24 protein-coding genes are annotated in these 24,882 nt (G+C 69.8%); 18 read left to right on the top strand and 6 right to left on the bottom strand.

The annotated features are described in order from the left end of the window. Genes nadC through nadA form a run of 3 tightly spaced genes read right to left on the bottom strand, consistent with a single transcriptional unit; the run spans window position 1 to window position 3,964 of the window. Complete coding sequence (nadC, locus tag AAHA49_RS02705; protein WP_342037120.1) at window positions 1-990, bottom strand: carboxylating nicotinate-nucleotide diphosphorylase; 990 nt, start codon at window positions 988-990, stop codon at window positions 1-3. Continuing rightward, window positions 984-2,681: an L-aspartate oxidase gene (nadB, locus tag AAHA49_RS02700; RefSeq protein ID WP_342037119.1), complete on the bottom strand. Its 1,698-nt coding sequence runs from the start codon at window positions 2,679-2,681 to the stop codon at window positions 984-986. The genes nadC and nadB overlap by 7 nt, the downstream gene beginning before the upstream one ends. Continuing rightward, window positions 2,681-3,964: a quinolinate synthase NadA gene (nadA, locus tag AAHA49_RS02695; RefSeq protein ID WP_342037118.1), complete on the bottom strand. Its 1,284-nt coding sequence runs from the start codon at window positions 3,962-3,964 to the stop codon at window positions 2,681-2,683. The genes nadB and nadA overlap by 1 nt, the downstream gene beginning before the upstream one ends. Window positions 3,965-4,285: 321 nt before the next feature. Here nadA and panB point away from each other — a divergent pair, with 321 nt between their 5' ends. From panB to AAHA49_RS02675, 4 genes are all read left to right on the top strand, one after another. Further along, the gene (gene panB / locus AAHA49_RS02690; RefSeq protein ID WP_342037117.1) at window positions 4,286-5,233 is read left to right on the top strand and encodes a 3-methyl-2-oxobutanoate hydroxymethyltransferase; all 948 of its coding nucleotides are present in this window, start codon (window positions 4,286-4,288) and stop codon (window positions 5,231-5,233) included. Beyond that, complete coding sequence (gene panC / locus AAHA49_RS02685) at window positions 5,230-6,093, top strand: pantoate--beta-alanine ligase (protein ID WP_342037116.1); 864 nt, start codon at window positions 5,230-5,232, stop codon at window positions 6,091-6,093. The genes panB and panC overlap by 4 nt, the downstream gene beginning before the upstream one ends. 216 nt (window positions 6,094-6,309) lie before the next feature. Beyond that, complete coding sequence (locus AAHA49_RS02680) at window positions 6,310-7,908, top strand: mechanosensitive ion channel (protein WP_342037115.1); 1,599 nt, start codon at window positions 6,310-6,312, stop codon at window positions 7,906-7,908. Window positions 7,909-7,999: 91 nt separating this feature from the next. Beyond that, entirely contained in the window at window positions 8,000-8,797 is a 798-nt protein-coding gene (locus AAHA49_RS02675) for a YqjF family protein (protein WP_342037114.1), read from the top strand. Between the two features lie 20 nt (window positions 8,798-8,817). On the opposite strand, the gene AAHA49_RS02670 is transcribed toward AAHA49_RS02675, so the two are convergent. Together AAHA49_RS02670 and AAHA49_RS02665 are read right to left on the bottom strand one after the other, a co-directional pair. Beyond that, window positions 8,818-9,531 carry a LysE family translocator gene (locus tag AAHA49_RS02670; protein WP_342037113.1) on the bottom strand — a complete coding sequence of 238 codons (714 nt, stop codon included), beginning with the start codon at window positions 9,529-9,531 and terminating at the stop codon, window positions 8,818-8,820. Beyond that, window positions 9,518-9,640: a hypothetical protein gene (locus AAHA49_RS02665; RefSeq protein ID WP_342037112.1), complete on the bottom strand. Its 123-nt coding sequence runs from the start codon at window positions 9,638-9,640 to the stop codon at window positions 9,518-9,520. Before AAHA49_RS02665 ends, AAHA49_RS02670 begins: the two co-directional genes overlap by 14 nt. A gap of 77 nt (window positions 9,641-9,717) precedes the next feature. Between AAHA49_RS02665 and AAHA49_RS02660 the strand changes: the two genes are divergently transcribed. The 10 genes from AAHA49_RS02660 (at window position 9,718) to AAHA49_RS02615 (ending at window position 17,928) form a co-directional block, all read left to right on the top strand. Next, window positions 9,718-9,816, top strand: coding sequence for a LysR family transcriptional regulator (locus AAHA49_RS02660; RefSeq protein WP_342037111.1), 99 nt, complete (start codon window positions 9,718-9,720; stop codon window positions 9,814-9,816). Next, window positions 9,813-10,622, top strand: a complete 810-nt coding sequence (locus tag AAHA49_RS02655; protein ID WP_342037110.1) for a LysR substrate-binding domain-containing protein — start codon at window positions 9,813-9,815, stop codon at window positions 10,620-10,622. The genes AAHA49_RS02660 and AAHA49_RS02655 overlap by 4 nt, the downstream gene beginning before the upstream one ends. Before the next feature lie 35 nt (window positions 10,623-10,657). Continuing rightward, window positions 10,658-11,791, top strand: coding sequence for a GuaB3 family IMP dehydrogenase-related protein (locus tag AAHA49_RS02650; protein ID WP_339392111.1), 1,134 nt, complete (start codon window positions 10,658-10,660; stop codon window positions 11,789-11,791). Then, a complete protein-coding gene (locus AAHA49_RS02645) occupies window positions 11,775-12,755 on the top strand; it encodes an SURF1 family protein (RefSeq protein ID WP_342037252.1) in 981 nt (326 codons plus the stop codon). The genes AAHA49_RS02650 and AAHA49_RS02645 overlap by 17 nt, the downstream gene beginning before the upstream one ends. Then, window positions 12,752-13,186, top strand: coding sequence for a DUF3817 domain-containing protein (locus AAHA49_RS02640; protein WP_339392112.1), 435 nt, complete (start codon window positions 12,752-12,754; stop codon window positions 13,184-13,186). The genes AAHA49_RS02645 and AAHA49_RS02640 overlap by 4 nt, the downstream gene beginning before the upstream one ends. 128 nt (window positions 13,187-13,314) lie before the next feature. After that, on the top strand, window positions 13,315-14,895 hold the full coding sequence (gene guaA, locus AAHA49_RS02635) for a glutamine-hydrolyzing GMP synthase (protein ID WP_342037109.1): 1,581 nt from the start codon (window positions 13,315-13,317) through the stop codon (window positions 14,893-14,895). A gap of 126 nt (window positions 14,896-15,021) precedes the next feature. Continuing rightward, window positions 15,022-15,672: a biotin transporter BioY gene (locus AAHA49_RS02630; protein ID WP_339392114.1), complete on the top strand. Its 651-nt coding sequence runs from the start codon at window positions 15,022-15,024 to the stop codon at window positions 15,670-15,672. Continuing rightward, window positions 15,669-16,541, top strand: coding sequence for an energy-coupling factor ABC transporter ATP-binding protein (locus tag AAHA49_RS02625; protein ID WP_422614408.1), 873 nt, complete (start codon window positions 15,669-15,671; stop codon window positions 16,539-16,541). Before AAHA49_RS02630 ends, AAHA49_RS02625 begins: the two co-directional genes overlap by 4 nt. Next, complete coding sequence (locus tag AAHA49_RS02620; protein ID WP_342037108.1) at window positions 16,534-17,214, top strand: CbiQ family ECF transporter T component; 681 nt, start codon at window positions 16,534-16,536, stop codon at window positions 17,212-17,214. The genes AAHA49_RS02625 and AAHA49_RS02620 overlap by 8 nt, the downstream gene beginning before the upstream one ends. Before the next feature lie 165 nt (window positions 17,215-17,379). After that, complete coding sequence (locus AAHA49_RS02615; protein ID WP_339392116.1) at window positions 17,380-17,928, top strand: cysteine hydrolase family protein; 549 nt, start codon at window positions 17,380-17,382, stop codon at window positions 17,926-17,928. Between the two features lie 215 nt (window positions 17,929-18,143). Here the strand turns inward: AAHA49_RS02615 and AAHA49_RS02610 are convergent, their stop codons facing one another. Next, window positions 18,144-19,319, bottom strand: coding sequence for a glycosyltransferase family 4 protein (locus AAHA49_RS02610; protein ID WP_339392117.1), 1,176 nt, complete (start codon window positions 19,317-19,319; stop codon window positions 18,144-18,146). 224 nt (window positions 19,320-19,543) lie between these two features. Between AAHA49_RS02610 and AAHA49_RS02605 the strand changes: the two genes are divergently transcribed. The 4 genes from AAHA49_RS02605 to AAHA49_RS02590 all read left to right on the top strand — a co-directional run bounded on the left by AAHA49_RS02605 (window position 19,544) and on the right by AAHA49_RS02590 (window position 24,793). Continuing rightward, window positions 19,544-20,290 carry a LemA family protein gene (locus tag AAHA49_RS02605; protein ID WP_342037107.1) on the top strand — a complete coding sequence of 249 codons (747 nt, stop codon included), beginning with the start codon at window positions 19,544-19,546 and terminating at the stop codon, window positions 20,288-20,290. Continuing rightward, entirely contained in the window at window positions 20,287-21,141 is an 855-nt protein-coding gene (truA, locus tag AAHA49_RS02600) for a tRNA pseudouridine(38-40) synthase TruA (protein ID WP_342037106.1), read from the top strand. Before AAHA49_RS02605 ends, truA begins: the two co-directional genes overlap by 4 nt. A 178-nt stretch (window positions 21,142-21,319) precedes the next feature. Beyond that, the gene (locus AAHA49_RS02595) at window positions 21,320-21,913 is read left to right on the top strand and encodes a DUF1269 domain-containing protein (RefSeq protein WP_342037105.1); all 594 of its coding nucleotides are present in this window, start codon (window positions 21,320-21,322) and stop codon (window positions 21,911-21,913) included. A gap of 255 nt (window positions 21,914-22,168) precedes the next feature. Then, entirely contained in the window at window positions 22,169-24,793 is a 2,625-nt protein-coding gene (locus AAHA49_RS02590; protein ID WP_342037104.1) for a 5'-nucleotidase C-terminal domain-containing protein, read from the top strand. Window positions 24,794-24,882 lie beyond the last annotated feature (89 nt).

Genomic DNA, 24,882 nt, shown 5'->3' with positions numbered 1-24,882 from the left:
TCAGTCCGCCGCCGCCCGAGACCAGCCATCAGTGAGGCCCTCAGGTGAGCCATCAGTCGTCCCGTCTGTCCTGCCCGCGGCTGAGCTGTCTGCCCGGCCCTCAGCTGAGCCATCCGACCGGCCGTCTGCCTCGCCCGCGGCACGGTCGAGCACGAGGTCGAGGCCCAGGTCGATCGCCCGCACACTGTGCGTGAGCGCACCCGAGGAGATGACGTCGACACCCGTGTCCGCGATCGCCGCGACCGTCTCGAGCGTGACGTTGCCGCTGGCCTCGACGATCGCCCGATCGCCGATGAGCGTGACCCCGCGCCTCAGATCCTCGAGCGAGAAGTTGTCGAGCATGACGATGTCCGCCCCGCCGTCGAGGACCGCGGGAATCTGGTCGAGCCGGTCGACCTCGACCTCGATCATCGTCGTGTGCCCCAACCGCTCCCGCGCCGCCATGAGCGCCGCCGTGACATCCGCGCCCGCACCGGCGAGCACGCCGAGGTGGTTGTCCTTGACCATGACCGCATCCGAGAGCCCGAACCGGTGACTGCTCCCGCCCCCGCAGACGACCGCGTGCTTCTCGAACGCCCGCAGCCCAGGCGTCGTCTTCCGGGTGTCGGCGATGCGCGTGCGACCATCGACGGCATCGACGAAAGCCCTGGTCAGGGTCGCGATCCCGCTCATCCGCTGAGTGAAATTGAGTGCGATCCGCTCCGCCCGCAGCACCCCACGAGCCGGCCCCGAGACCGTGGCGAGAACCTGGCCCGCAGCGAACGTCTCACCTTCGCCGAGGTGGACCGCGACCTCGATCCCCGGATCCGTGAGGGTGAACGCCCGCGCGAAGACCTCCCCGCCGGAGAGCACTCCGTCCTCGCGGGCCCGCAGCTGCGCGTCCGCGCGCGCTTCAGCGGGCACGAAGACCTCGCCGGTGATGTCACCCCACGGGGCATCCTCCTCGAGCGCTGCCCGCACCGCCGCATCGATCGTCGTGGTCGTCAGCATGTGGCCGCCTCCTCGTGATCCTTCGCCGGCACCCGATGACCGGCCCCTGACCGTGATGCCGCACGCAGCCGCGAATCCGCGTCGGTGCGCACATGCGCACCGACGCTGTCCGTGCGGGCCAGCGCGTGAGCGGCCATCGTGCGGGCGATGAGGGTGAGATTCGCCGTTTCGATCGCCTCGACCTCGCCGAGGCGACCGTCCGCGACCGCGCCTCTCGGGTCCGCGAGCCCACGGGAACCGGCGTCACCTGCGGGTCGCTCGGATCCGCGGCCGGCGTCGAGTGCTTCGAGGAGCGTCGTCAGACCCTCCTCGGTGCGTTCGAGGCCGAGGTGCTCCCAGGCCAGTGCCTGGAGTTCGGGGCGGGTAAGCGGGGCCGGTGCAGGCTGCGGGACTGAAACTGCCGACGGTGCGTCGATCAGCTGAGCGTCGAGCAGCGGTCCGTCGATCAGCCGAGCGTCATCGGACGAGGACGTGCGTTGCGACTCCGTGGACCCGGCCGCGATCGCGTTCGCTGCGCGCACCCCGAAGACCGCGCCCTCAAGCAGGGAGTTCGAGGCGAGCCGGTTCGCCCCATGGACGCCGGTGCACGCGACCTCGCCGACGGCGAAGAGGCCGTCGATCGAGGTGCGTCCGTGCAGATCCGTGACCACCCCGCCCATGAGGTAATGCGCGGCCGGGGTGACGGGAACGAGGTCCTCGGACAGGGAGAGCCCCTGCGCCCGCAGCGCCGCGGCGATCGTGGGGAACCGCTGACCGACTTCGGGCACGGCGCGGGCGTCGAGGTGGCAGGGCAGACCGTTCTGCCGGGCCATCCTCCGGTGGAGGCCGAGTGCGACGACATCACGCGCGGCGAGTTCCCCGCGCGGATCGATGCCCGGCATGAACCGGTCGCCGTGGGCGTCGAGGAGCAGGGCGCCGGCCCCGCGCACCGCCTCGGAGACGAGGAACCCGGATCCCGCGAGCGCCGTGGGATGGAACTGGACGAACTCGAGATCGCGGACCCGGGCACCGGCGCGGATCGCCGCGGCCAGGCCGTCCCCGGTCGCCCCGGCCGGATTCGTCGTGTGCGCGAAGACCTGCCCGGCACCGCCGGTGGCGAGCACGACCGCCTCGGCGGGGAGGACCTCGGTCCCGCCCCCGCAGCCGAGCACACTCACCCCGGCCACGGCACCGGCGTCGAGGACGAGATCGACGAGCATCGTCTCCGTCCGCAGGGCCACCCGGCCCGCTGTCGCCTCGTTAAGGAGCCGGGCGATGAGCGCATCGACGATCGCCCGGCCCGTCGCATCCCCACCCGAATGCCAGATCCGAGGTGCCGAATGCGCACCCTCCATCCCGCGCGCCCACCCGGACGGATCAAGGGGGTCGGGAGTCTCGCCGGTCCCCGCCTCGGCGGAATCGAAGACGACCCCCGCGGCGGCGAGGTCGCGGATCCTGTCGGGCCCGTCCGTGCAGAGCACCCGCACCGCCTCGGCGTCGCAGTGACCCGCCCCGGCGGTGAGGGTGTCGGCGATGTGGTCCTCGATGCTGTCGTCCGCGTCGAGGACCCCGGCGATCCCGCCCTGGGCGAGCGCGGTGTTCGACTCGCCGAGGCGGCCCTTCGTGACGACGGTGACTAAGTGGGTGCGGGCCAGGCGCAGGGCCGCGGTCAGCCCGGCGATGCCGCTGCCGACGACGATGACGCGGTCCATCAGATCCTCGGCTTCGCCGCGAGCATCCGGTCGAGCGCGACCCTCGCCGGGGCGGCCACCTCGGCGTCGACCGAGATCCGGTTGACGACCTCACCGGCGAGCAGGGCCTCGAGCACCCAGGCGATGTAGCCGGGGTGGATGCGGTACATCGTCGAACACGGGCACACGACGGGGTCGAGGCACGTGATCGTGTGCTGCGGGTGTTCGGCGGCCAGCCGCTTTACGAGGTTGATCTCGGTGCCGATCGCGAAGGAGGTCGGTTCGGCTGCGGACTCGATGGCCTTCGTGATGTAGGCCGTCGACCCGGACTCGTCGGCTGCCGCCACCGTCTCACGCGGGCATTCGGGGTGGACGATGACGCGGACCTCGGGGTTCTGCGCCCGGGCGGCGGCGATCTGGGCGGTAGTGAAGCGCTTGTGGACCGAGCAGAACCCCTGCCAGAGGATGACACGGGAGTCCTCGAGCGCCTCGGCGGTGTTGTTGCCCAGCGGCCGGCGGGGGTTCCACAGCGGCATCGCCTCCGGGTCGATGCCCATGTCGATCGCGGTGTTGCGGCCGAGGTGCTGGTCGGGGAAGAAGAGGACGCGATGCCCGCGCTCGAACGCCCAGCTGAGGACCACCTCGGCGTTCGAGGACGTGCACACGATTCCGCCGTTGCGGCCGCAGAACCCCTTGATCGCGGCCGAGGAATTCATGTACGTGACGGGGATGACGGGCACCTTGCCGGACGCGTCGGGCTCCGTGCCCCACAGCTGCGCCAGCTGCTCCCAGCAGTCCTCGACCTGGTCGATCGTCGCCATGTCCGCCATCGAGCAGCCCGCGGCGAGGTTGGGCAGGAGGACCGCCTGGTCGGGGGAGGAGAGGATGTCGGCGGTCTCGGCCATGAAGTGGACGCCGCAGAAGACGATCGCCTCGGCCTCGGGATGGTCGAGGGCGGCCTGGGCGAGCATGAACGAGTCGCCGATGTAGTCGGCGTGCTCGACGACCTCGACCCGCTGGTAGTGGTGGCCGAGCAGGACGACCCGCTCACCCAGCCGTGCCTTCGCGGCCACGATCCGCTCCCGCAGCTGCGCATCGGAGGCGTCGCGGTACTCCTGCGGGATCTCGCCCTGTCGCGGTGCGGCCGCCGGGATCGGGTCGGCCGTCGAGGCGCCGGGACCGTAGCCGGGGGAGGCGTCGACGTCCCACGGGGCGTCGACGAGGTCGGAGGAGCACATCGCTCCCTGAGTCCTGCCTGCGGAGATGTCCTTGAGGGTGAGCTCGATCGAAGCAGTCGTGGTCATCATCGTCCTTTCGGCGCACTTTTACGCACATTTGAGCTTAATCACGCTCGCCCGTAAAGTACAACCCGACCCACCCTGAGACGCGGCCCGACCGGACCGCCGACCGTGCGGATGTCCTACGCTGGTGGCAGGCTCGCGATCCGGGCCGACGCCATTCCGACCGGCCCGCGAGCGCCCGCACATCCCTGCGAGTGCTCGAGTCGCACAGCGGCTGCAGCAGGGCCGTACCCGTGCGAGAGCGCAGGCGTCCCGCAGGCATTCCCGCGGGGAAGCGAGGGGTGAGCGTACATGCCGAGAACCGCGAACCGATTGAGGATTCCCATGCCCGAGGCGGCAGAGAGCACAGAGTCAGAGACGACGCCCGTCTACGGGACCGGCGCATCCGGTACGTCCGGCGCCACGGCAGGCGGTGTGTCCGGTGCGTCCGGGACCGCGGGCGGCGCGTCCGGCGCGTCGGGGACCCCGGCTCCGCCTCGGCGGGTGCGCACCCTCGACCTCATCCGCGCGAAGGCCGAAGGCAGGCGCTGGGCGATGCTGACCAGCTACGACCAGTACACGGCCGCGCTCTTCGAGGAGTCCGGGGTAGAGGCCCTGCTCGTCGGCGATTCCGCGGCGAACAACGTCTACGGGCACGCCACGACCCTGCCGGTGACCGTCGACGAACTCATCCCGCTCGCCCGTGCGGTCGCATGGGCCACGTCACGGGCGCTCGTCGTCGCCGATCTGCCCTTCGGCAGCTACGAGATCTCCGACGAACAGGCCGTCGCGACGGCCGTGCGGTTCATGAAGGAGGCCGGGGTCCACGCCGTCAAACTCGAAGGCGGTACCCGGGTCGCCTCCCGGATCCGGGCGATCACCTCGGCGGGGATCCCCGTCATGGCCCACATCGGCTTCACCCCGCAGGCCGAGCACAACCTCGGCGGATACCGGGTCCAGGGTCGCGGGGAGGCCGAGGAGGCGCTGCTCGCCGATGCCCGCGCCGTCGCCGAGGCGGGGGCGTTCTCCGTGGTCATGGAGATGGTCCCGGCCCCGTTGGCCGCCAAGGTCACCGCGGAGCTCGCCATCCCCACCGTCGGCATCGGGGCCGGCGCCGACTGCGACGCCCAGGTCCTCGTGTGGCAGGACATGGCGGGCCTGCGTCCGGGCCGGTCGCCGCGCTTCGTCAAGCAGTACGCGGATCTGCGCTCCGTCCTCGCGGGCGCGGTCGAGACCTATGTCGCCGAGGTGGCGTCCGGGGAGTTCCCCGAACCCTCGAGGAGCTTCGAATGATCGAGATCGGCGGGATCCCCGCACTCCGGCAATGGCGGAAGGAGCGGGAGGGCACCGTTGCGCTCGTACCGACGATGGGCGCGCTGCATTCGGGGCATCGGGCGCTCATGGACCGGGCCCGGGAACTGGCCGACCACGTCGTCGTCAGTATCTTCGTCAACCCCCTCCAGTTCGGTCCCGGGGAGGACTTCACGCGGTACCCCAGGCCCTTCGCCGAGGACATCGCGATGTGCGCCGAGGCGGGCGCTGACTTCGTCTTCGCTCCCGCGTTCATCGAGATGTATCCGGCTGCCCCCGAGGTGAGGGTGACCGCGGGACGGATGGGCGCGGTGTTCGAAGGCGCCGACCGGCCCGGGCACTTTGACGGTGTGCTCACGGTCGTGACGAAGCTCTTCACCCTCTCCCAGCCCGACGTCACAGTGTTCGGGCTCAAGGACATCCAGCAGTTCACCCTCGTCAGGCGCCTCATCGCCGATCTCGACTTCGACATCGAACTCGTCGGGCTGCCGGTCGTCCGCGACCGTGACGGCCTGGCCGTCTCGAGCCGCAACGACTACCTCACCCCGGGGGAGAGGATCTCAGCACTCGCGATTCCCCGTGCCCTCGACGCCGGCGAGGCCGTCCTGCGCGGGGGCGCACTGGGTGGCGGTGCGCGGGGTGGCAGCGCACTGGCCGACGACGTCCTCGCCACGGCACGTGCGGTCGTGGCGGACTCCGAGCTGCGCGTTCACTACCTCAGCCTCGTCGATGCTTCGACGCTGCAGCCGGTGCGCGAGAATTTCAGGGGCGATGCGCTCCTCCTCATCGCCGCGAGTGCGGGCACCACGAGACTCATCGACAATCGGCCGCTGGAGTTCTGACAGCATTTCCGATGCGCGATTGTGATCGCCGGATGAACGCATTGTTAAGGCCCTGAAATATGCGCGTGAATGCGTCGTCCACTAATTCCGATTCGGTGCATGATTCGAGATGACGGGTGCTGAGACCTTGTCCTGAGTGTCCTGGAGGAATAGGCTCAGAAATAGCAAGTGACAAAGACGCCTTGTTAGTCGCAGCATCCGAAGGAGACTGAGGAAATGCAGGACATATGGCCGGTCCTCATCAATGTGGGCCTTGCAATCGTTATTCTCATCGTCACGTGGATCGTCGCCTCCATCGTCAAATGGGCGATCGCCAAACTCGTCGCCAAGGTTCCGGCTCTGCAGAGAGACGGGCACAACGGACAGCAGGTCGGCCGCTCGGTCGGGCAGATCGCGGGCCTCGTCATCTGGATCCTCGGTCTCATCGCCGTGCTCCAGCTCTTCGCCCTCGACCAGGTGCTCACCCCGCTGCAGGGTCTGGCGAACGGGATCTTCAGCTTCCTGCCGAACATCATCGGCGCGGGCTTCATCTTCCTCATCGGCTACGTCTTCGCGAAGATCGCCAAGCAGCTCGTCGTCACCGCGCTCGGCGCCGTCGACCTCAGCCGGATCACCTCGAAGTTCCGGTCCCTCGGTGACCGTGCCGTGAGCGTCGCCGACGCCGAGGGCGGCTTCCGTCGCCGCGAACCCGCAGGGCAGCCCACCGCCGCCTATGACCAGGTCCAGGGGCACCCGCAGCAGGGCGATCCGCAGCAGACCGGTCCGATCGGTCAGCCGGGTCAGCCGGGTCCGGGACAGCAGGGACAGCCCGGTCCGGGTCAGCCGATGCAGGGCCATCCTCAGCAGGGTGGACCCGTCGGTCAGGGCCAGCCGATGCAGGGGCACCCGCAGCAGGGCCACCCCGGGCAGCCGGGCATGCAGGGACAGCAGGGTCGGGGCCCGATGTCCGCTCAGGCCGAGGCGAACGCGCGTGTGTCCAACCTCGTCGGCAACGTCGTCTTCGGGATCATCATCATCGTCGTCTCGATCGCGGCCCTGCAGGTGCTCGGGATCGCCGCGATCTCCGATCCGGCGCAGCAGATGCTCGAGATGTTCCTCAACGCGATCCCGCTCATCGTCGCCGCCGGCATCCTGCTGGCCATCGGCCTGGCGATCGCGAAGTTCCTCGGCAACCTCCTCGAGGAGATCCTCCGCGGCATCGGTACCGACAGGGCGATCGAGTCGATCGGGATCGTTCCCGAGGGGACAAGCGCATCCTCGGTGATCACGAAGATCGTCCAGGTGGCGATCATGATCTTCTTCGCGATCATGGCCACCCGGATGCTCGGCTTCCCCGAGATCACGCGGATCCTCAACGAGATCCTCGCACTGGGCGGCAGCGTCCTCTTCGGCGCGGTCATCATCGCCGCCGGCTTCCTCATCGCGGCGATCATCGGGAAGTTCATCACCAACAGCATCGCGAGCAAGGTGCTGCGCTATTCGGCGATCGCCCTGTTCATCGCGATGGGCCTGCGCTACATGGGCATCGCCGATTCGATCATCAACCTCGCCTTCGGCGCCGTCGTCATCGGCGGAGCCGCCGCGGCGGCACTCGCGTTCGGCCTCGGCGGACGCAATGCTGCGGCGAGGCTGCTCGACAAGGTCGAGGACGAAGCCGCCGACGTCGTGGCCTCCTCGGTCGGTGACACGACGGAGGATCGTCCCGCCGGTGCGGCCGGTACTCCCGGCACCGGAACCACCCCCGGTACCGGCGCGCCCGGTGCCGGACCGGTCGGGGACGGACCTCTCGGGTCGGGACCCAGCCACGGCGACTGAGGACTGAGAGAAACGCGGAGGGCCGGCGATCATGGCGATCGCCGGCCCTCCGTCCGTCGAGGGTCGACCGCGCCGCGCCTATCATGACTGCATGGACAGGCCCTGGCCGAAGCAGCGCATCGACCCTTCGGGACCGCCGCTGCCCGGACGGGAGTGGATCGCGCAGGAATGGAACGAGGTCGTCTTCCTCCACTGGCGCGTCGATGCGGCCTTCGTCGACCCCCTGCTGCCGGCGGGCACCCGTGCCGACGTCCTTGACGACGGTGAGAGCACCTGGGTCGGGCTCGTCTGCTTCCGGTGCGCGAACACGCATTTCCCGCCCTTGGGTCGAGCGGGCCGGCTGGGCCCGATGGGCGACTTCATCGAGGTCAACGTCCGCGTCTACACCGTCGACGAGGTGGGCCGCCGCAGCGTGGTCTTCCTCTCGCTCGATGCGAGCAGGCTCCCACCGGTCATCGGCGCTCGTCTCTCGACTGGCCTTCCCTACTGGTGGTCCGCGGCCGCCCACCGAGTCGCGGGAGAGTCGGTGTCGTACACGATGACGAGACGGGGGACCGCGCTCGGCTCACGGGTGAGCATCGACTTAGGCGACCCGATCACCGAACCCGGCAGGCTCGAGGCTTTCCTCACCGCGCGGTGGGGGATGCACATCCGGCACGTGGGCGGGACGTACTTCATGCCGAACACCCACGAACCGTGGAGTCTGCGGGCCGCCTCGGTGACGGAGCTCGATGACGACCTCGTCACTGCGGCCGGGCTGCCGGACTGGGTGAGCACGCAGCCGCCCGACTCGGTCCTCTACTCGCCGGGAGTCACGGCTCGCTTCTCGCTCGGCCGGCGGCTCAGCCCGGTGCTCGGCAAGCTCCCGCGAGCGCGCCGGACGGTGTAGGGGACGTACGTCCTGGGCCCTCACATCGGCAGGGCGGCGACCGTGATGCCCATGACGACGAGGATGCCGGCGGAGACCGCCTCGATCCAGAAGTCGGTGCTGCGGCGCTGCAGGGCCGCAGCGGCCATGCCCGCGATGAACGCGAGCAGGATCTGGTAGGCCAGCAGCAGGCCGACGACGATCGTGACGAGGAGGACGTAGTCGGTGCCCGCCGGCGAGGCGGGCACGAGGGTCGGCATGACGGCGAGGAAGAAGAGACCCGCCTTCGGGTTGCTCAGCGAGGACAGGAGGCCGCGCCGGTAGGAGATGACCGATCGCAGCTGACCCCACGGGTGGGCGCCTGACGCCGGTGCGTCGGTGAGCGGGTTCTCGGCGACGATGTCGTCGCTGGCCGCCGCGATCTCACCGACGGGGCCGAGCGGGGCAGGACCGCGCAGTTCGGTGCGGATCCGCAGCGCCTGCCGGGCGGCGAGGACGCCGAGGAAGCAGAGGTAGGCGCCGCCGACGATCTTGAGCACGAGCAGCGCCGAAGGGTAGGCGGTGAGCAGGGCGGAGATGCCGGTCAGCGCTGCGACCATCCAGATCGTCATGCCGGTCGCCGAACCGAGGGAGTAGATCAGCCCTGCCTTGCGCCGCAGCGCCGAGAGCCTGACGGTGAGGATCGTCTCGGGCCCGGGCGTGACGGCGAGCACGGTGGCGGCGCCGGCGATGGTGATGAGCTCAGGACCGGTCATGGAACTCCTTGCGGGTGATGGTGCGGGCGGTGCGGCGGGGTGAGGGGGTGGTGCGGGACAGGCGGGGATGGGCGCGGTCGAGGATCGCACCGGATCCATTCTCATCCATCCCATGCATCAGGAAAAGCAATCATTGGCGAATGACCATCAGGTGAAAGCGAATGGTTCTCGGCTAGGCTGTGACCCATGTGGGATCTTCAGCGTCTGCGCGTGTGGCGCGCCGTCGTCGCGACGGGTTCGGTCGTCGCGGCCGCACGCAGCCTCAACTACACCCGGCCACCGTGAGCCAGCACATCACGACCCTGCAGAAGTCCGTCGGCGCTCCGCTCTATCGGCGTTCGGGCCGCGGCATCGAGGTCACCGAGCTCGGCCGTCGCCTCGCCGAGGAGTCCGCGGACGTCTTCACCGGTCTCGGCCGCCCCGACAGCCTCGTCGAGAGCTACCGCACGGTGTCGCGTCCGCGCATGCGCATCGCGGCGTTCACCTCCTTCAACGCCGAACTCCTGCCCGACATCATCGCCCCCGTCGCCGAGGCGCACGAGGACCTGCGCTTCGACATCCAGCTCAACGAGCCCGCGAAGGTCCGCCGCAGCCACTGCACGATCGAGATCCGCAACGAGGTCCCCCAGGATGACGAGGTGCACCTGCCGGGGATGTCGCGCACCGTGCTCTTCGATGACGACTACCGCGTCGTCGTCTCCGATCGTCACCCCTTCGCCCGCCGGGACTCCGTGCCCTTCTACGAGCTCGCCGCCGAACGCTGGGTCGACTACGACCTGTGGAGCGGGCCGACGAGCCGTGTGGTCGAACTCGCCTGCGCCGCGGCGGGATTCGAACCCGTGATGTTCGCCGCCTCCGAGGATGACTATGCGGCCCTCGCCCTCGTCGGCGCCAACCTCGCCGTCACCGTGCTGCCCCGCCTCTCGACCCTCCACCTGCCGTCCGGTCTCGTCGCCGTCGACCTCACCGACCCGGTGCCCATCCGCCGGGTCGTCATGCACATCCGGGACCGGGAGGCGCACCTGCCGCACGTGCGTGCCTTCGCCTCCGCCGCCGAGGCGATCGCCGCCGACCGTCTCCCAGCAGTCTGAGACCCGGCTGAGGCCCGGTGGGATAGGCTGTGCGCGTGAGTTCTGAAATCGAAATCGGCAAAGGCAAGCGCGGTCGTCGCGGGTACTCCCTCGACGACATCGCGATCATCCCCGCTCGTCGCACCCGCGACCCCGAGGACGTGTCCCTGTCGTGGCAGATCGACGCCTACCACTTCGAACTGCCGTTCATCGGCGCCCCCATGGACTCCGCGATGTCCCCGGACACCGCGATCGCGCTCGGCAAGCTCGGCGGCCTCGGCGTCCTCGACCTCGAAGGCCTGTGGACCCGCTACGAGGATCCCGCTCCGCTGCTCGCCGAGATCGCCCAACTGCCCTCGGACATGGCGACCGCGCGCATGCAGGAGCTCTACTCCGCCCCGATCCAGGCCGAACTCATCACCGCCCGCCTCGCTGAGATCCGCGAGGCCGGCGTCACCGTCGCCGGCGCCCTGACCCCGCAGCGGACCCAGCAGTTCTACAAGACCGTCGTCGACGCCGGCGTCGACATCTTCGTCATCCGCGGCACCACGGTCTCCGCCGAGCACGTCTCCTCCCAGGCCGAACCGCTCAACCTCAAGCAGTTCATCTACGAACTCGACGTCCCCGTCATCGTCGGCGGAGCCGCCACCTACACCGCCGCCCTCCACCTCATGCGCACCGGCGCCGCCGGCGTCCTCGTCGGCTTCGGCGGGGGAGCGGCCGCGACGACCCGCCGCACGCTGGGCATCCACGCCCCCATGGCCACCGCCATCGCCGACGTCCACGCGGCACGGCGGGACTACATGGACGAATCCGGCGGACGCTACGTCCACGTCATCGCCGACGGCGGCATGGGCACGAGCGGAGAGATCGTCAAGGCCTTCGGCGTCGGGGCCGACGCCGTCATGCTCGGCACCGCGCTCGCCCGCGCCACCGAGGCTCCCGGACGGGGCATGCACTGGGGCGCCGAGGCGCACCACCCCGAACTCCCACGCGGGCACCGCGTGGAGCTCGGCACCGTGGGCAGCCTCGAACAGGTCCTCTTCGGCCCCGGCCGCACCGCGATCGGCGAACTCAACCTCGCCGGCGCCCTGCGCCGGGCGCTCGCCACCACGGGATACGTCGACCTCAAGGAGTTCCAGCGCGTCGACGTCACCGTCTCGCCCTACCAGCCTGGATCGGTGGTCTGATCTGTTCCGTCTGGCCCTGACCCCCAAATGGCTGGGGTCCCTCCTCTTCGTCCTCGTCCTCGTCAGCTGCTTCGTCGGCCTCTCGGCCTGGCAGGTCGACCGGGCGCAGAACAAGAACGACGTCGTCGCGGCCGCCGACGTCGATGAGCTCAAACCGTTCAACGAGGTCATGGGCGCACAGGCGCCCATGCCCGGCATCCTCGCCGACCAGCGCGTGAGCCTCACCGGCCGCTGGCTGCCCGACGCCCAGGTCGTCATCCCCGGCCGCGTCCAGGACGGCAAGGACGGGTACTGGGTGGTCACGATGTTCGCCCCCGACGGCGCCCGCCTCGGCGAGGGAGCGGTCGCGGACACGAGCGGCAAGACGATCGCGATCCCCGTCGTCCGCGGATTCACCCCCGACGAGGCGACCGCGATGTCCTCGCGCGCCGCCGAGGGACCGGTGTCGATGGAGGCCCGGATCGGACCCATCGAAGGACCCGAACCCGGCAACGACCTGCCCGAGGGTCAGGTGAAGACGGTGTCGACCTCGCAGCTGATCAACCTCTTCCCCGACCTGCTCACGTACTCGGGATTCCTCATCCCCGAGTCGGCGACCGGGACGGGTGCCTCGGTGGGCACGGACGGACTCGCGCAGGTGCCCACGACGACGACGCGCGACCAGGGCGGATTCGACATCCAGTCCGCGGTCTACGCGATCGAATGGCTGATCTTCGCCGGCATGGCCCTCTACATGTGGTGGCAGCTGCTCCGGGACGCCTACCTGGGCCGCCGCCTCGGCGAGGACGGTCGGAAGCAGGACGACGGCGATGTCGAATACGTCGTCGTCAAGGCAGCCGGCCAGTCGACGATCGACCCCGAGGTGATGTCCGGGCTCACCGGACTGCCCGCGCACAAGCACGGCGGGAAGCGACCGCCCAAGGACAGACGAACCACCACCCCGACCGGAGGACCCGAAGCGTGAGCGACGACCCCAACCTCGATTCCCGCCCCGACGTCGACGGGGCCGATGTGTGGAGCGTCAAGCGCTTCACCTCGGCGCGCAATGCGCTGAAGTTCTACCGCGTCATGGCGATCATCACCGGCACCATGCTCATGATCCTCACGGTGGAGATGATCTACAAGTACCTCATCGCCGCCGACCCGAAGACCGCGCTGATGTTCGGCGACTTCAACCTCGCCGCGGCGATCGCGATCAGCCACGGCTGGTGCTACGTCGTCTACCTCATCGGCTGCTTCTGGCTCAACCAGCAGATGCGCTGGACCCTCGGACGCTACATCGTCCTCGCCCTGGCCGGCGTCGTGCCCGTGATGTCGTTCATCCTCGAACGCCGCATCAACCGGCAGGTCGAGGCCGAACTCGCCGCCGCGGTCGTCGTCGCCCCCAAGAGCTGAAGCCGCGCCGCCGGGTCGGGTGAGCGGGACGGCCCGCGTCTGCCGCGGGCTGAAGCCGCGTCTGCCTCGGTGCGACCGAGCGAACCCGCGGTTCTGGCGCGGCGGGTGCGGCGTTTAGAATTGGGCGCATGACGCAAACCCAGAGCACACAGGTGCCTCCTGTCCTCGTGGTCGACTTCGGCGCGCAGTACGCGCAGCTCATCGCCCGCCGGATCCGTGAGGCGGGACTGTATTCCGAGATCATCGCCCACGACGCCCCGGCGGCCGAGTTCGCGGCCAAGAACCCGGTGGCCATCGTGCTCTCCGGCGGACCCTCGAGCGTCAACGACGAGGCCGCCCCGCCCTTCGACACTGGCGTCTTCGACCTCGGCGTGCCGACGATGGGCATCTGCTACGGCTTCCAGCTGATGTCGACGAGCCTCGGCGGACGCGTCGCGAAGACGGACAAGCGCGAATACGGCTCGACCCCGGTCTCCGTCGCCGACCAGGGCGCCCTGCTCGCCGAGACCCCCGACGCCTACACGGTGTGGATGTCCCACGGGGATTCCGTCGCCGAGGCGCCTGCCGACTTCACCGTCCTCGCCTCGACGCCGGACACCCCGGTCGCAGCGTTCGAGCACGCGGAGCGCCGCTTCGCCGGCGTCCAGTGGCACCCTGAGGTCCTCCATTCGGAGAACGGGCAGAAGATCCTCGAGAACTTCCTCTACCGCGTCGCCGGCCTCGAAGCCGACTGGACGAACGAGTCCGTCATCGACGAACAGGTCGAACTCATCCGCAGCCGCGTCGGGGACAAGAAGGTCATCTGCGCGCTCTCGGGCGGAGTCGACTCCTCGGTCGCCGCGGCCCTCGTCCACAAGGCCATCGGCGACCAGCTCACGTGCGTCTTCGTCGACCACGGGCTCCTGCGCGAAGGCGAGAGGGAGCAGGTCGAGAACGACTACGTCGATTCGATCGGCGTCCGCCTCGTCACCGTCGACGCCCGCGAGCAGTTCCTCTCGCAGCTCGCCGGGGTCACCGACCCGGAGGAGAAGCGGAAGATCATCGGCCGCGAATTCATCCGCACCTTCGAGAAGGCGGCCGCCGAGCTCGTCCTCGAAGCCAAGGACGAAGGCGAGGAGATCGGCTTCCTCGTCCAGGGCACCCTCTACCCCGACGTCGTCGAGTCAGGCGGCGGTTCGGGAACGGCGAACATCAAGAGCCACCACAACGTCGGCGGCCTGCCCGAGGACATCCAGTTCCAGCTCATCGAGCCCCTGCGCACCCTGTTCAAGGACGAAGTGCGCTCGATCGGCCGCGAACTCGGCGTGCCCGAGGCGATCGTCGCCCGCCAGCCCTTCCCGGGACCGGGTCTGGGCATCCGCATCATCGGCGAGGTCACCGAGGACCGCCTGGCGATCCTCCGCCGTGCCGATGCGATCGCCCGTGAGGAGCTGACGAAGGCCGGCCTGGACAACGAGATCTGGCAGTGCCCCGTCGTCCTCCTCGCCGACGTCCGCTCGGTCGGCGTCCAGGGCGACGGCCGCACCTACGGTCACCCCGTCGTCCTCCGCCCGGTCTCGAGCGAGGACGCGATGACCGCCGACTGGACGCGGATCCCCTACGACACGCTCTCGGTCATCTCGAACCGGATCACCAATGAGGTCGACGACATCAACCGGGTCGTCCTCGACGTCACCTCGAAGCCTCCGGGCACGATCGAATGGGAGTGAGCACCGGCACGGAGTCCAAGGAGTCGGGCAGCGAACTGTGCCCCGCCGACAATTCCTGAACGGTGTTCAGTTAGGGTGGGGTCAGCCCGGGTGGGACCCGGGCCCGACCCGACCCACGGAGAACTCATGACACACGCATCGTCCACCCCCGCCTCGGCGGCGGCGTCCGCCTCGCTCAAGCCCGCCAGCCGAGCCGGGGACATCGCGCTCATCGCGGTCTTCGCCGCCCTCATCGCCGCGTTCGCGATGCTCCCGCCGATCCCCGTCGGACCGCTCGGGGTGCCGATCACCCTGCAGACGTTCGCGATCGCGCTCACCGGTCTCGTCCTCGGCCCGTGGCGGGCCGCCGCGGCGACCGGCCTCTACGTCGTTCTCGGCCTCATCGGCCTGCCGATCTTCTCCGGCATGCGCGGGGGCATCGCCGTGCTCGCCGGCCCGAGTGCCGGCTACATCCTCGCGTTCACCCTCTACGCGCTCGCCGCCGGATTCGCCGCCCGCTGGGCGCTGCGCCGGTTCAGCGGCGGCCGGCTGTGGGCGGCGATGTTCGCAGGAGCCCTGGCCGCGAGCCTGCTCATCGTCCATCCGCTCGGCATCCTCGGCATGTCGATCAACGGCGACCTCCCGCTCGGCGTCGCCGCCGCAGCCGACCTCATCTACTGGCCCGGCGACATCATCAAGACCGTGCTCTCCGTCTCCGTGGCCCTCCTCATCCACCGCGCGTTCCCCGACATCCTCCGCCGCCGAGGCGCTCGCCCCCAGGCCCCGGACGCACAGTGATCCTGCGGCGGAGTTCGACCACCGGTACCGCCGCGGGCGACCGGGACGCGGCGGATGGCGGGGAGCCGGCGACCGCCTCGGCGGGGGAGTCCTCACGCTCCTCAGCGGGGGACGCCGCGACCGCCTCGGCGGGGGAACCGGTCCGGGAGATCGCGCTGACCGGGGTGTCCGTCGGGGTCATCGACGACACTCCCGCAGGTGATGCCTACCGGTCGATCCTCTCCGACGTCGACCTGCGGCTGAGCGAGCCCTCGGTGGCCGTCATCGGCGCCAACGGCTCGGGCAAGTCGACGCTGCTGCAGCTGGTCCACGGGCTCGTCACCGCGAACGTCGGGCAGGTGCTCGTCGACGGCATCGACCCGGCCAGGCACCCCGCCGAGGTGCGCCGCCGTGTCGGCTTCGTCTTCACCGACCCCGCCGCGCAGCTCGTCATGCCCACTCCGCTCGAGGACATCGAGCTCTCCCTGCGCTCCCGGGTGCCCAGGCGGGAGAGGCGCGCGGCGGCCCTCGCGGTCCTCGACGAACTCGGGATCGCCGACCTCGCCGAGCGCAGCGTCTACGAACTCTCCGGCGGTCAGCGTCAGCTCGTCGCGCTCGCCGCGGTCCTCGCCGTCGACCCGCAGATCCTCGTCCTCGACGAGCCGACGACCCTGCTCGACCTCCGCAATCGGGAGCGACTGCGCGCGCGTCTGGCCGATCTCGTCGCCCGTCGCGGGGTCCGTATCGTCTTCTCGACCCATGACCTCGAGTTCGCCTCGATCGCCGATCGTGCCGTCGTCGTCGAGGACGGCCGCATCGCGTGGGACTCGACCCCCGCCGAGGCGGTCGCCGCCTACCGCGAGATCATCATGAGCGAATCCCATGAGTGAGCCGGGTCCGAACCGCACCATGCGGACGCTGAGGCGTCGGGCGGGCAGGCGCGCGGGCATCCGGCCGCGGCCCCAGCTCTTCGGGCGGGTCGTTCGCCGGCCGACGTGGCTCCACCGCGTGCCGACGGGGTGGAAGCTCGCGGTCATCGCCGTCATCGGACTCGTCGCTCTGATCTACCGTGACGGCATCGTCAACTGGTCGATCTTCGCAGTCCTCACGGTCCTCGGCTTCAGCGCGCGCCTGCCGCTGCGGCGCTTCCTCATCCCGTGGGCGTATGCGGCGGTCCTCGTCGCCATCGTCATGGGACTCCAATACCTCTTCGGCACGCTCGAGGCTGGGTTGACGGTCGCCGGCACGGTGTTCGCGTGCGTGCAGGCGGCGCTGCTGCTCACCCTGACGACGACGGTCGGCCAGCTCCTCGACGCCTTCGCGGTCATCGTCTCACCGCTTCGCCGCCTCGGCGTCGATCCGGAGATCATCGCACTCACCGCGAGCCTCATGGTCCGTGCGATCTCCCATCTCTCGGGTCTCCTCGCCGAGGCGGACCGCGCCGCCCGCGCCCGTGGACTCGATACGAGCCTCAAGGCCCGCGTGGTCCCGGCGATCCTCCGGTCGGTCAAGTACGCGCAGGACACCGGCCGCGCCCTCGACGCCCGCGGCATCGTCGACTGACGTTCGGGTCGTCTGAGTCCCTCGGCGACTGGGTCTGGGGCTCGGATCGGGCCGACCGCCTCGGCGGATGACGTCGTCCACGGATTCCGCTGTTCGCTCGGGGTTCGCTGCGGCGGAGTATCCTCAGGCGTGCAGGCCGCCTGACCTGCACGAGAGGAGCGAATCATGACCGAGGGCACCGTCCTGCTCGCAATGGATTTTCAGAACGGCATCGCCGGCCGCTTCGCCGAGACGGCGCTGATGGACCGCGTCCGCGAAGCCGTCGCCCACGCCCGGAACACCGGCATCCCGGTCGTCTGGGTGCATGTCGCCCTGCGGCCGGGCTACCCGGAACTGCCCGAGACCTCACCGTTCATGCGCATCGCCTCCCACGGCGATCTCGATGAGACGAGCGAGTCGACGCAGATCCTCGATGTGCTCGGCCGCCGCGAGGACGAACCGCTCGTGACGAAGCGTCGGGTCGGGGCGTTCTCCGGCAGCGATCTCGCCGCGGTGCTCAGCGGGCTCGGGGCGACGAACCTCGTGCTCGCCGGCGTCGCCACCCGCGGTGTCGTGCTTGCCACGTGGCGGCAGGCCGCCGACCTCGACTTCGGCGTCACGGTGCTCTCGGATGCGTGTGCCGACCCCGACGAGGAGGTCCACCGCGTGCTCACGGAGAAGGTCTTCTCCTGGCAGTCCGACGTCCTCACCGTCGCCGACTGGATCGCCCGCTGACCCGAAGCCCCCATCGAGACCGCCGCTTTGCGACGCGCGTTCATCGAGACCGCCACTTAGCGCCGAGACCGCCGCCTGTGCGCTGCAGTCTCGGCGCAAAGTGGCGGTCTCGGTGGTGTGAGGGTCTCGATGCGCTCGCCGGCGGAGGGGTGTGCGGGCAGAGCGGCGGTCTCGGCGCGAAGTGGCGGTCGCGGTGGTGGGGGCTCTCGCGCTGCTCAGCGGGGAGCGGCGGCGCCCTCCCATGCGAGGACGTTGAAGCTGCGGCCCATCACCTGCGGGGTGGGATTCTCGATCGCCCGCGAGTAGTGGCCCACCAGCTGCGAGCACACACTCTTCCACGACCGGCTGAGCACCTGCTCGCGGCCGGCGATGCCGAAGGCACGGCGTTTGGCATCGTCGCCGAGGAGGTCGACGACGTGCTCGCGCATCGCCGTGAGGTCCTTCGGCGCGTACAGCCACCCGGTGCGCGAGGAGTCGACGAGGTCGAGGGGACCTCCGCGGGCGGGCGCGATGACCGGCACCTGGGAGGCCATCGCCTCCTGGATCGTCTGGCAGAACGTCTCGAGCTCCCCGGGCGCGACCATGAGGTCGAAGCTCGCGACCGCCTGCGCGAGCGCGTCCCCGCCGAGGAAGCCCGCGAAGTGCGCGCCGGGCAAGGTGCGTTCGAGCTTCGAGCGCCACGGACCGTCGCCGACGATGACGAGCTTCGCTCCGGGGATGTCCGAGAGCACCGCGAGGTCCTCGACCTGCTTCTCCGCGGCGAGCCTGCCGACGAAGCCGATGATCCGCTCCCCGTTCGGGGCCACGGTCCGTCGCCACGCCGCGGAGCGGTGACCGGGGTCGAAGCGGGTCGAATCGACCCCACGGGCCCAGTGATCCACCTCGGCGACGCCGAGCCTGCGCAGCTGATCGATCGTGTACGAGGACGGGGCGAGGGTGAGGGAGGCGTGCTGGTGGAGGTTGCGGACATGCGTCCAGAGCATCGCCTCGATGCCGTGCATGCCGTAGCGGGCGGCGTAGGCGGGAACCTCGGTCTGGTAGATCGCCACTGTCGGCAGGCTCAGGCTCTGGGCGGCGAGCACCCCGCGCCAGCCGAGGACGAAGGGGCTGGCCAAGTGGACGACGTCGGGGGCGAAGCGTTCGAGGAGGCGGCGGATGCGGGTGACCCCGCCGGGGGCGACGCGGATGCGACGGTACTTCGGCAGGGCGATCGAGGGGACGCGGACGATCTTCGCGCCGGAGACCTCTTTGGGTCCGTCGCGGCGGGTGCCGGGGGCGATGACGAGGACTTCGTCGCCGCGATCGGCCAGATGGTCGAGGACCCGCAGCAGTGAGTGGGTGACCCCGTTCATGTTGGGGAGGAAGGATTCTGCAATGATCGCTACTCTCACACCACCCAGTGCACGCTCCGATGGTGAAGCGACGACGACTCAGAGGCTACGTGTCGGCGACGAGTTGCCGAAATCAGTTCATGCAGGCAGACGCCCGATGGCCGGTGTCCGACCCGTTCGCGACGGAGGTGAACCCTGCGTAAACTTGAAGGAGCCGCAGGCGGCACCGGACGACCGTGCGCCGGGCGGCTGAGTGCTGCGGGACAGAGACGAGAGGACAGCGCGTGATCTGGACCATCATCGCGGCAGGCGTGGCCTCTGTGCTCATCGTCGCCGCGGTCATGCTCATCATCCTTCGGTTCAATCAGCTGTCGATGGCCCGTTCGCTCTGCGATGAGGCCAAACGCCAGCTCGTCGTCGAACTCCGCGCCCGCCACGGACTCGTCCCCGCGTTCATCGGCACCATCGGGCAGGTGACGACCCGTGATCTCGGCAGCCTCGAACTCGCCCTCGCCTCCGCCGAACGTGCCCCCTTCGGGCCGCGCGGGGCGGCGGCGGAGAATGCGCTGACAGCAGCGATCGACGATGCCGCCCTCCTCCCCGGTCGCCGAGGCGGTGGCCCCGTCACAGCGCCGGCCGACGCGGCATCTGCGGCGGTGGCCACCACCTCGGCGCAGGCGGGCATGCGCGACGAACTCGACATGACCGTCCACCTCCTCCACGGCCAGCTCACCGTCCTCTCCGAGCGGATCGTCGCGGTGAGCCGGCTCTACAACGCCAACGTCGACCGCTACCACCGGCAGCGCGGACGGCTGCTCTCGCGCATCTTCGGGGGAGTCTTCCGGCCGCGCGACCATTTCACGGAAGTGCCGACCGCCGCGGTCGAGCCGTCGCCCGGACCCACGATGGCATCGACGGCATCGACGGCATCGACGGCATCGACGTCATCGACCGCACAGCCGTCCGCCCCCGCACCGTCGACCCCTGAGAACCGGTCCGACCGGTCCGGTCGCGGGGTGGTCGAGGCATGACGCGGTTCCGCATCGACCTCGGCTACCGGGGCACGGACTTCCACGGCTGGGCGAAGCAGCCGGGCCTGCGCACCGTCCAGGGCAAGCTCGAGGACGGCCTCGCCCGCGTCACCGGCACCGAGGTGCCCACCGTCGTCGCCGGCCGCACCGACGCCGGCGTCCACGCCCGCCGGCAGGTCGTCCACGTCGACCTGGGCGAGGAGGCGATCGGCAAGCTCGTCGGGCGCACCAATCGCACCGCTCAGACCGCGCTGCTCTCCCGTCTGCGCGGGGTCCTCACCGTCGACGGCTCCGATGACCTCGTCGTCCATGCCGTCACCGAGGCGCCCGAGGACTTCGACGCCCGCTTCTCCGCCCTGTGGCGGTCCTACCAGTACCGGCTCGCCGATCATCGGTCCTTCCTCGACCCCCTGCTCACCGAGGTGACCCCGCGTCACAAGGGCGAACTCGACGCCGAGGCGATGGCCGAGGCCGCGGCAGAGGCCCGCGGCCTCCACGACTTCCTCCCGTTCTGCAAGCCGCGGGAGGGGGCGACGACGATCCGCACCCTCCACGACCTCGATGTCGCCCGCGACGACGACGCCGTCATCACCATCGACCTGCGCGCCGATGCGTTCTGCCATCACATGGTCAGGGCGCTCGTCGGCGCCCTCATCCGGGTCGGGTCCGGTGCATGGCCGGTGACCCGACCGGCGGAGATGCTCGCCGAGGCGGATGCCGGGATCACTGCCGAGACCCCGATGTTCGTCACCCCGGCCCACGGCCTCGTCCTCACCGGAGTCGGCTATCCGCCCCCGGAGGACTACGCTGCGAGGGCCGCCCAGACGATGGCCCGCCGCGACCTCGACTGACGCCGAGCGGACAGTGCGGCTTGCGTTCCTGACCGCCCCCTGGGAGAACGATCCGTGTCGGTGGCCGAAGCCTTGACCGCCCACTGCAGGGGTGGTGGACTTGGTGGCCCGGCACCGGCGAGCCGAGCCTTCCCCGACCGCCACATCCCACCCACCGCCACATGCGAAGGACAGCGCAATGTCGGAAAAGAACATCATCCTCCTCACCTGGGACAACTCGAGCACCGCCTACGAAGCATTCAGCAAGTTCCGTGACCTCGACTCCGCGGCGATCACGATCGTCGCCTCGGCCGTCGTCGAACGCACCGGGAACGGCCAGCTGCGCGTCACCGACGGGCAGGACAACGAGATCGGACTCTCCACGCTCGGAGGTGGGGGCATTGGTGCCCTCATCGGCATCCTCGGCGGGCCCTTGGGCATGCTGCTGGGATTCGCCACCGGAGCCCTCATCGGATCGACCGTCGACGCCGAACGATCCTTCGACGCCGAGGACGCGCTCTCCGTCTTCAGCAGCGCCCTGCCCTCGGGCAGGACCGGCGTCATCGCCGAGGTGGACGAGACCGATCCCGCCGTCCTCGACGACTTCGCCGCCACGACCGGGGCGACCCTGCTGCGCCGTCCCGAGGACGAGGTCCTCGACGAGGTCGCCGCCGCCGAGGATGCCGCCCTGGCCGCCGCCGACGCCGCCCGGGAGAAGGCGCGGGAGGCGAAGAAGGCCGAACGCAAAGAGAAGCGTCAGGAGCGGATCGACAAGATCAAAGCGAAGTTCTGACCGTACACCGCCGCTGCGGCGTCCGACTCGCCCCCGGAGTCGGACGCCGCAGTCGCGTGCGCTCATTCCCACCGCCTGCCTTGCTGTCATTCACGACGAGTTTGTGAGGAATCCTCTTCCCAGATGTGAGAATCCTGTGTAGATTCACGTAAAGGTCACTCGTCGTTCGCTTCCCTGCGACACGATGAGTTCGCTCGATCCTCTTCTCTCTCCGCCCTCGACGCGGCGGACGTCATGACCAAAGGATGCGAATCTATGTCGAAGCTTCTCACCAAGGCGCTGGCAGCCGGTGCGGCCGTCTCGCTGCTGACCCTGCCGGGCATCGCCCCGACCCAGGCGGCCACGCTGGGCAGCTCCCCGGAGTCGGAGACCGCCCAGGAATCCGAGGTCGGATCCGGAAGCAACGCCCCGGAGACCGCTCCCGCCGAGGCTGAGCCCGGCACACCGGCGGCAGCGGAGTCGACGAGTGAACCCTCGGCGGCGCCGAGCGCCGACCCCAACGCCGCCCCCGCCGGTACGAAGGTCCAGCTCATGGGCATCACCGACTTCCACGGACGCATCGTCGAAGCGGGATCGCAGGTCGCCTCGGTCGTCGAAGAGGAGCGGGCCAAATTCGCCGGCGTCGAGGGTGCGGCCGGCACGGCCTTCCTCTCCGCCGGTGACAGCATCGGCGCCTCGACCTACGTCTCCTCCTCGCAGCAGGACTCGCCGACGATCGACGTCCTCAACGCGATCGGACTGCAGGGATCGGCGACGGGCAACCACGAATACGACAAGGGCATCGACGATCTCACCGGTCGGGTCGCCTCGGAGGCGGACTTCCCGTACCTCGCCGCGAACGTCTACGACAAGGGCACGACGAACGTCCCCGACGGTCTCGAGGAGTACACGACGATCGACGTCGGCGGCGTGAAGATCGCCGTCATCGGCGTCGTCACGAAGGACACGACCTCCCTCGTCTCACCCGACGGCATCGCCTCGGTCGACTTCGGCGACCCCACGGATGCGGTCAACCGGGTCGCCGACGAGCTCGACGCCCTGCCGGAGGACCAGCAGCCGGACATGACGGTCGTCGAGGCCCACCTCGGCGCCTCATCGACGGAGAGCCTCGCAGCGGCGGAGGCATCGAACGCGGAGTTCAAGAAGCTCGTCACCGAGGCGGACCCGTCGATCGACGCCCTCCTCACCGGGCACACGCACCTGCCCTCGAACTTCGACGCTCCCGTCCCCGGCGATCCCGACCGCACCCGCCCGGTCATCCAGGCCGGCAACTACGGGTCGGTCGTCGGGCAGCTCCAGCTCGAATCCGACGGTGCCGGCAACTGGACGACGACGAAGTCCGATCTCATCTCGACGAAGGACAAGGACTACTCCTCACCGGTCGTCGACAAGGTCAAGCAGATCGTCGCCGACGCCGACGAGAAGGCCAAGGGGCCGGGCTCGGTCGTTGCGGGCACGATCACCGAGGACATCACCCGCGCGACGAAGGACGGGGCCGAGGACCGGGGTGCCGAGTCCACGCTGGGCAACCTCGTCGCCGATGCGCTCAAGTCAGGCGTCGCGGACTCCCAGCTTGCGCCCGCCGACTTCGGCATCACCAACCCCGGCGGTCTGCGCACCGACCTCAAGTGCGATGACATCTACAACACGGAGAAGCGCTGCGAGGTCACGGCCGCCGAACTCAACGCGGTCCTGCCGTTCGCCAATGACCACGGAGTCGTGACGATGAAGGGCGCGGATGTCATCGGACTCTTCGAGGAGCAGTGGCAGCCCGAGGGCGCATCCCGCCCGTTCCTCCACCTCGGCATCTCGAAGGAGCTCGACGTCGTCTACGACTCGAGCGCCGAACGGGGCCAGCGCGTGAAGTCGGTCAAGGTCAACGGCAAGGAGATCGACCCGAACAAGGACTACCGGGTGGCGACCCTGAGCTTCCTCGCCGCCGGCGGCGACAACTTCTCCTCGTTCGCGAAGGGCACGTTCGAACTCTCCGGTCTCACCGACTACGAGACGTGGACGAAGTACTTCAACGAGAACTCCCCGGTGGCACCCGACAAGTCCGAACGTCAGGCCGATGCCGCGAAGGACGTCATCACCACCGGTGACCTGGCCGTCGACTTCACCGCGCCGGAAGCCGGGATCGCGGCGGGAGCCTCGGGGGACTTCCTGCTCACGACCGATGCGAAGACAGAGATCCCCGGACCCGTCGATGTCACCGTCGACCTGCCCGAGGGGTACACAGTCACCGCGCAGTCCGGTGCGGGTCGGTCGAGCGGCGCGCAGTCGGGCGGCGCGCAGTCGGGCGCGCCGTCGGCGAAGGTGAAGAAGGCGGCAGCGGGGCAGGCGACGATCACACTGACGTCGATCCCGGCGGGGAAGAGCGAGGTTGCGCTCACCGTCACAGCGCCGCAGGATGCCTCGGGTGAGGTCACGGCGAAGGCCACGCTCATCGCCGGTGACGCCCAGTGGTGGGACAACAACCCGCTGCCGTTGCCCCGCTCGTTCGAGGCGACCGCGAAGGTCACCGCCGATGGGGGCGCCGATGCCGGGGGTGGATCCTCCGACGCGGGTGGTTCGGCCGACGGCGGTGCCGCCGATGGCGGTGGCTCGGCTGACGGTGGTGCTGACGGTGCCGGGTCGAACGGCGGGTCCGATGCGACCGGGTCGTCGGATTCGGCCGGCGGCTCGAACGCCGCGGGCAGCTCGGATTCCTCGGGTGGTTCGGACGGCGGCTCCGAAGGCGCCGGGTCGAAGGACGGCGGGAACCTGCCGCGCACCGGCTTCGAAGCGATGAATCTCGTCGCCGCAGCGCTCGCGCTCATCATCGCCGGCGGCGCGGCCGTCACCGCGATCCGCAGGCGCAAGGCCGACGTCGAGGTCTGACCTCGGCAGGACGAGCCGCATTGCGCATAATGAGGGCCGGGGGTCACTCCCCGGCCCTCACGCGTGCGCAGACCCGTGTCCGTGGTCAA

Origin of the sequence: Brevibacterium ammoniilyticum (assembly GCF_038429965.1) — a bacterium.
Taxonomy (GTDB): Bacteria; Actinomycetota; Actinomycetes; order Actinomycetales; family Brevibacteriaceae; genus Brevibacterium; species Brevibacterium ammoniilyticum.
This window is presented reverse-complemented; position numbering and strand designations above follow the sequence as displayed.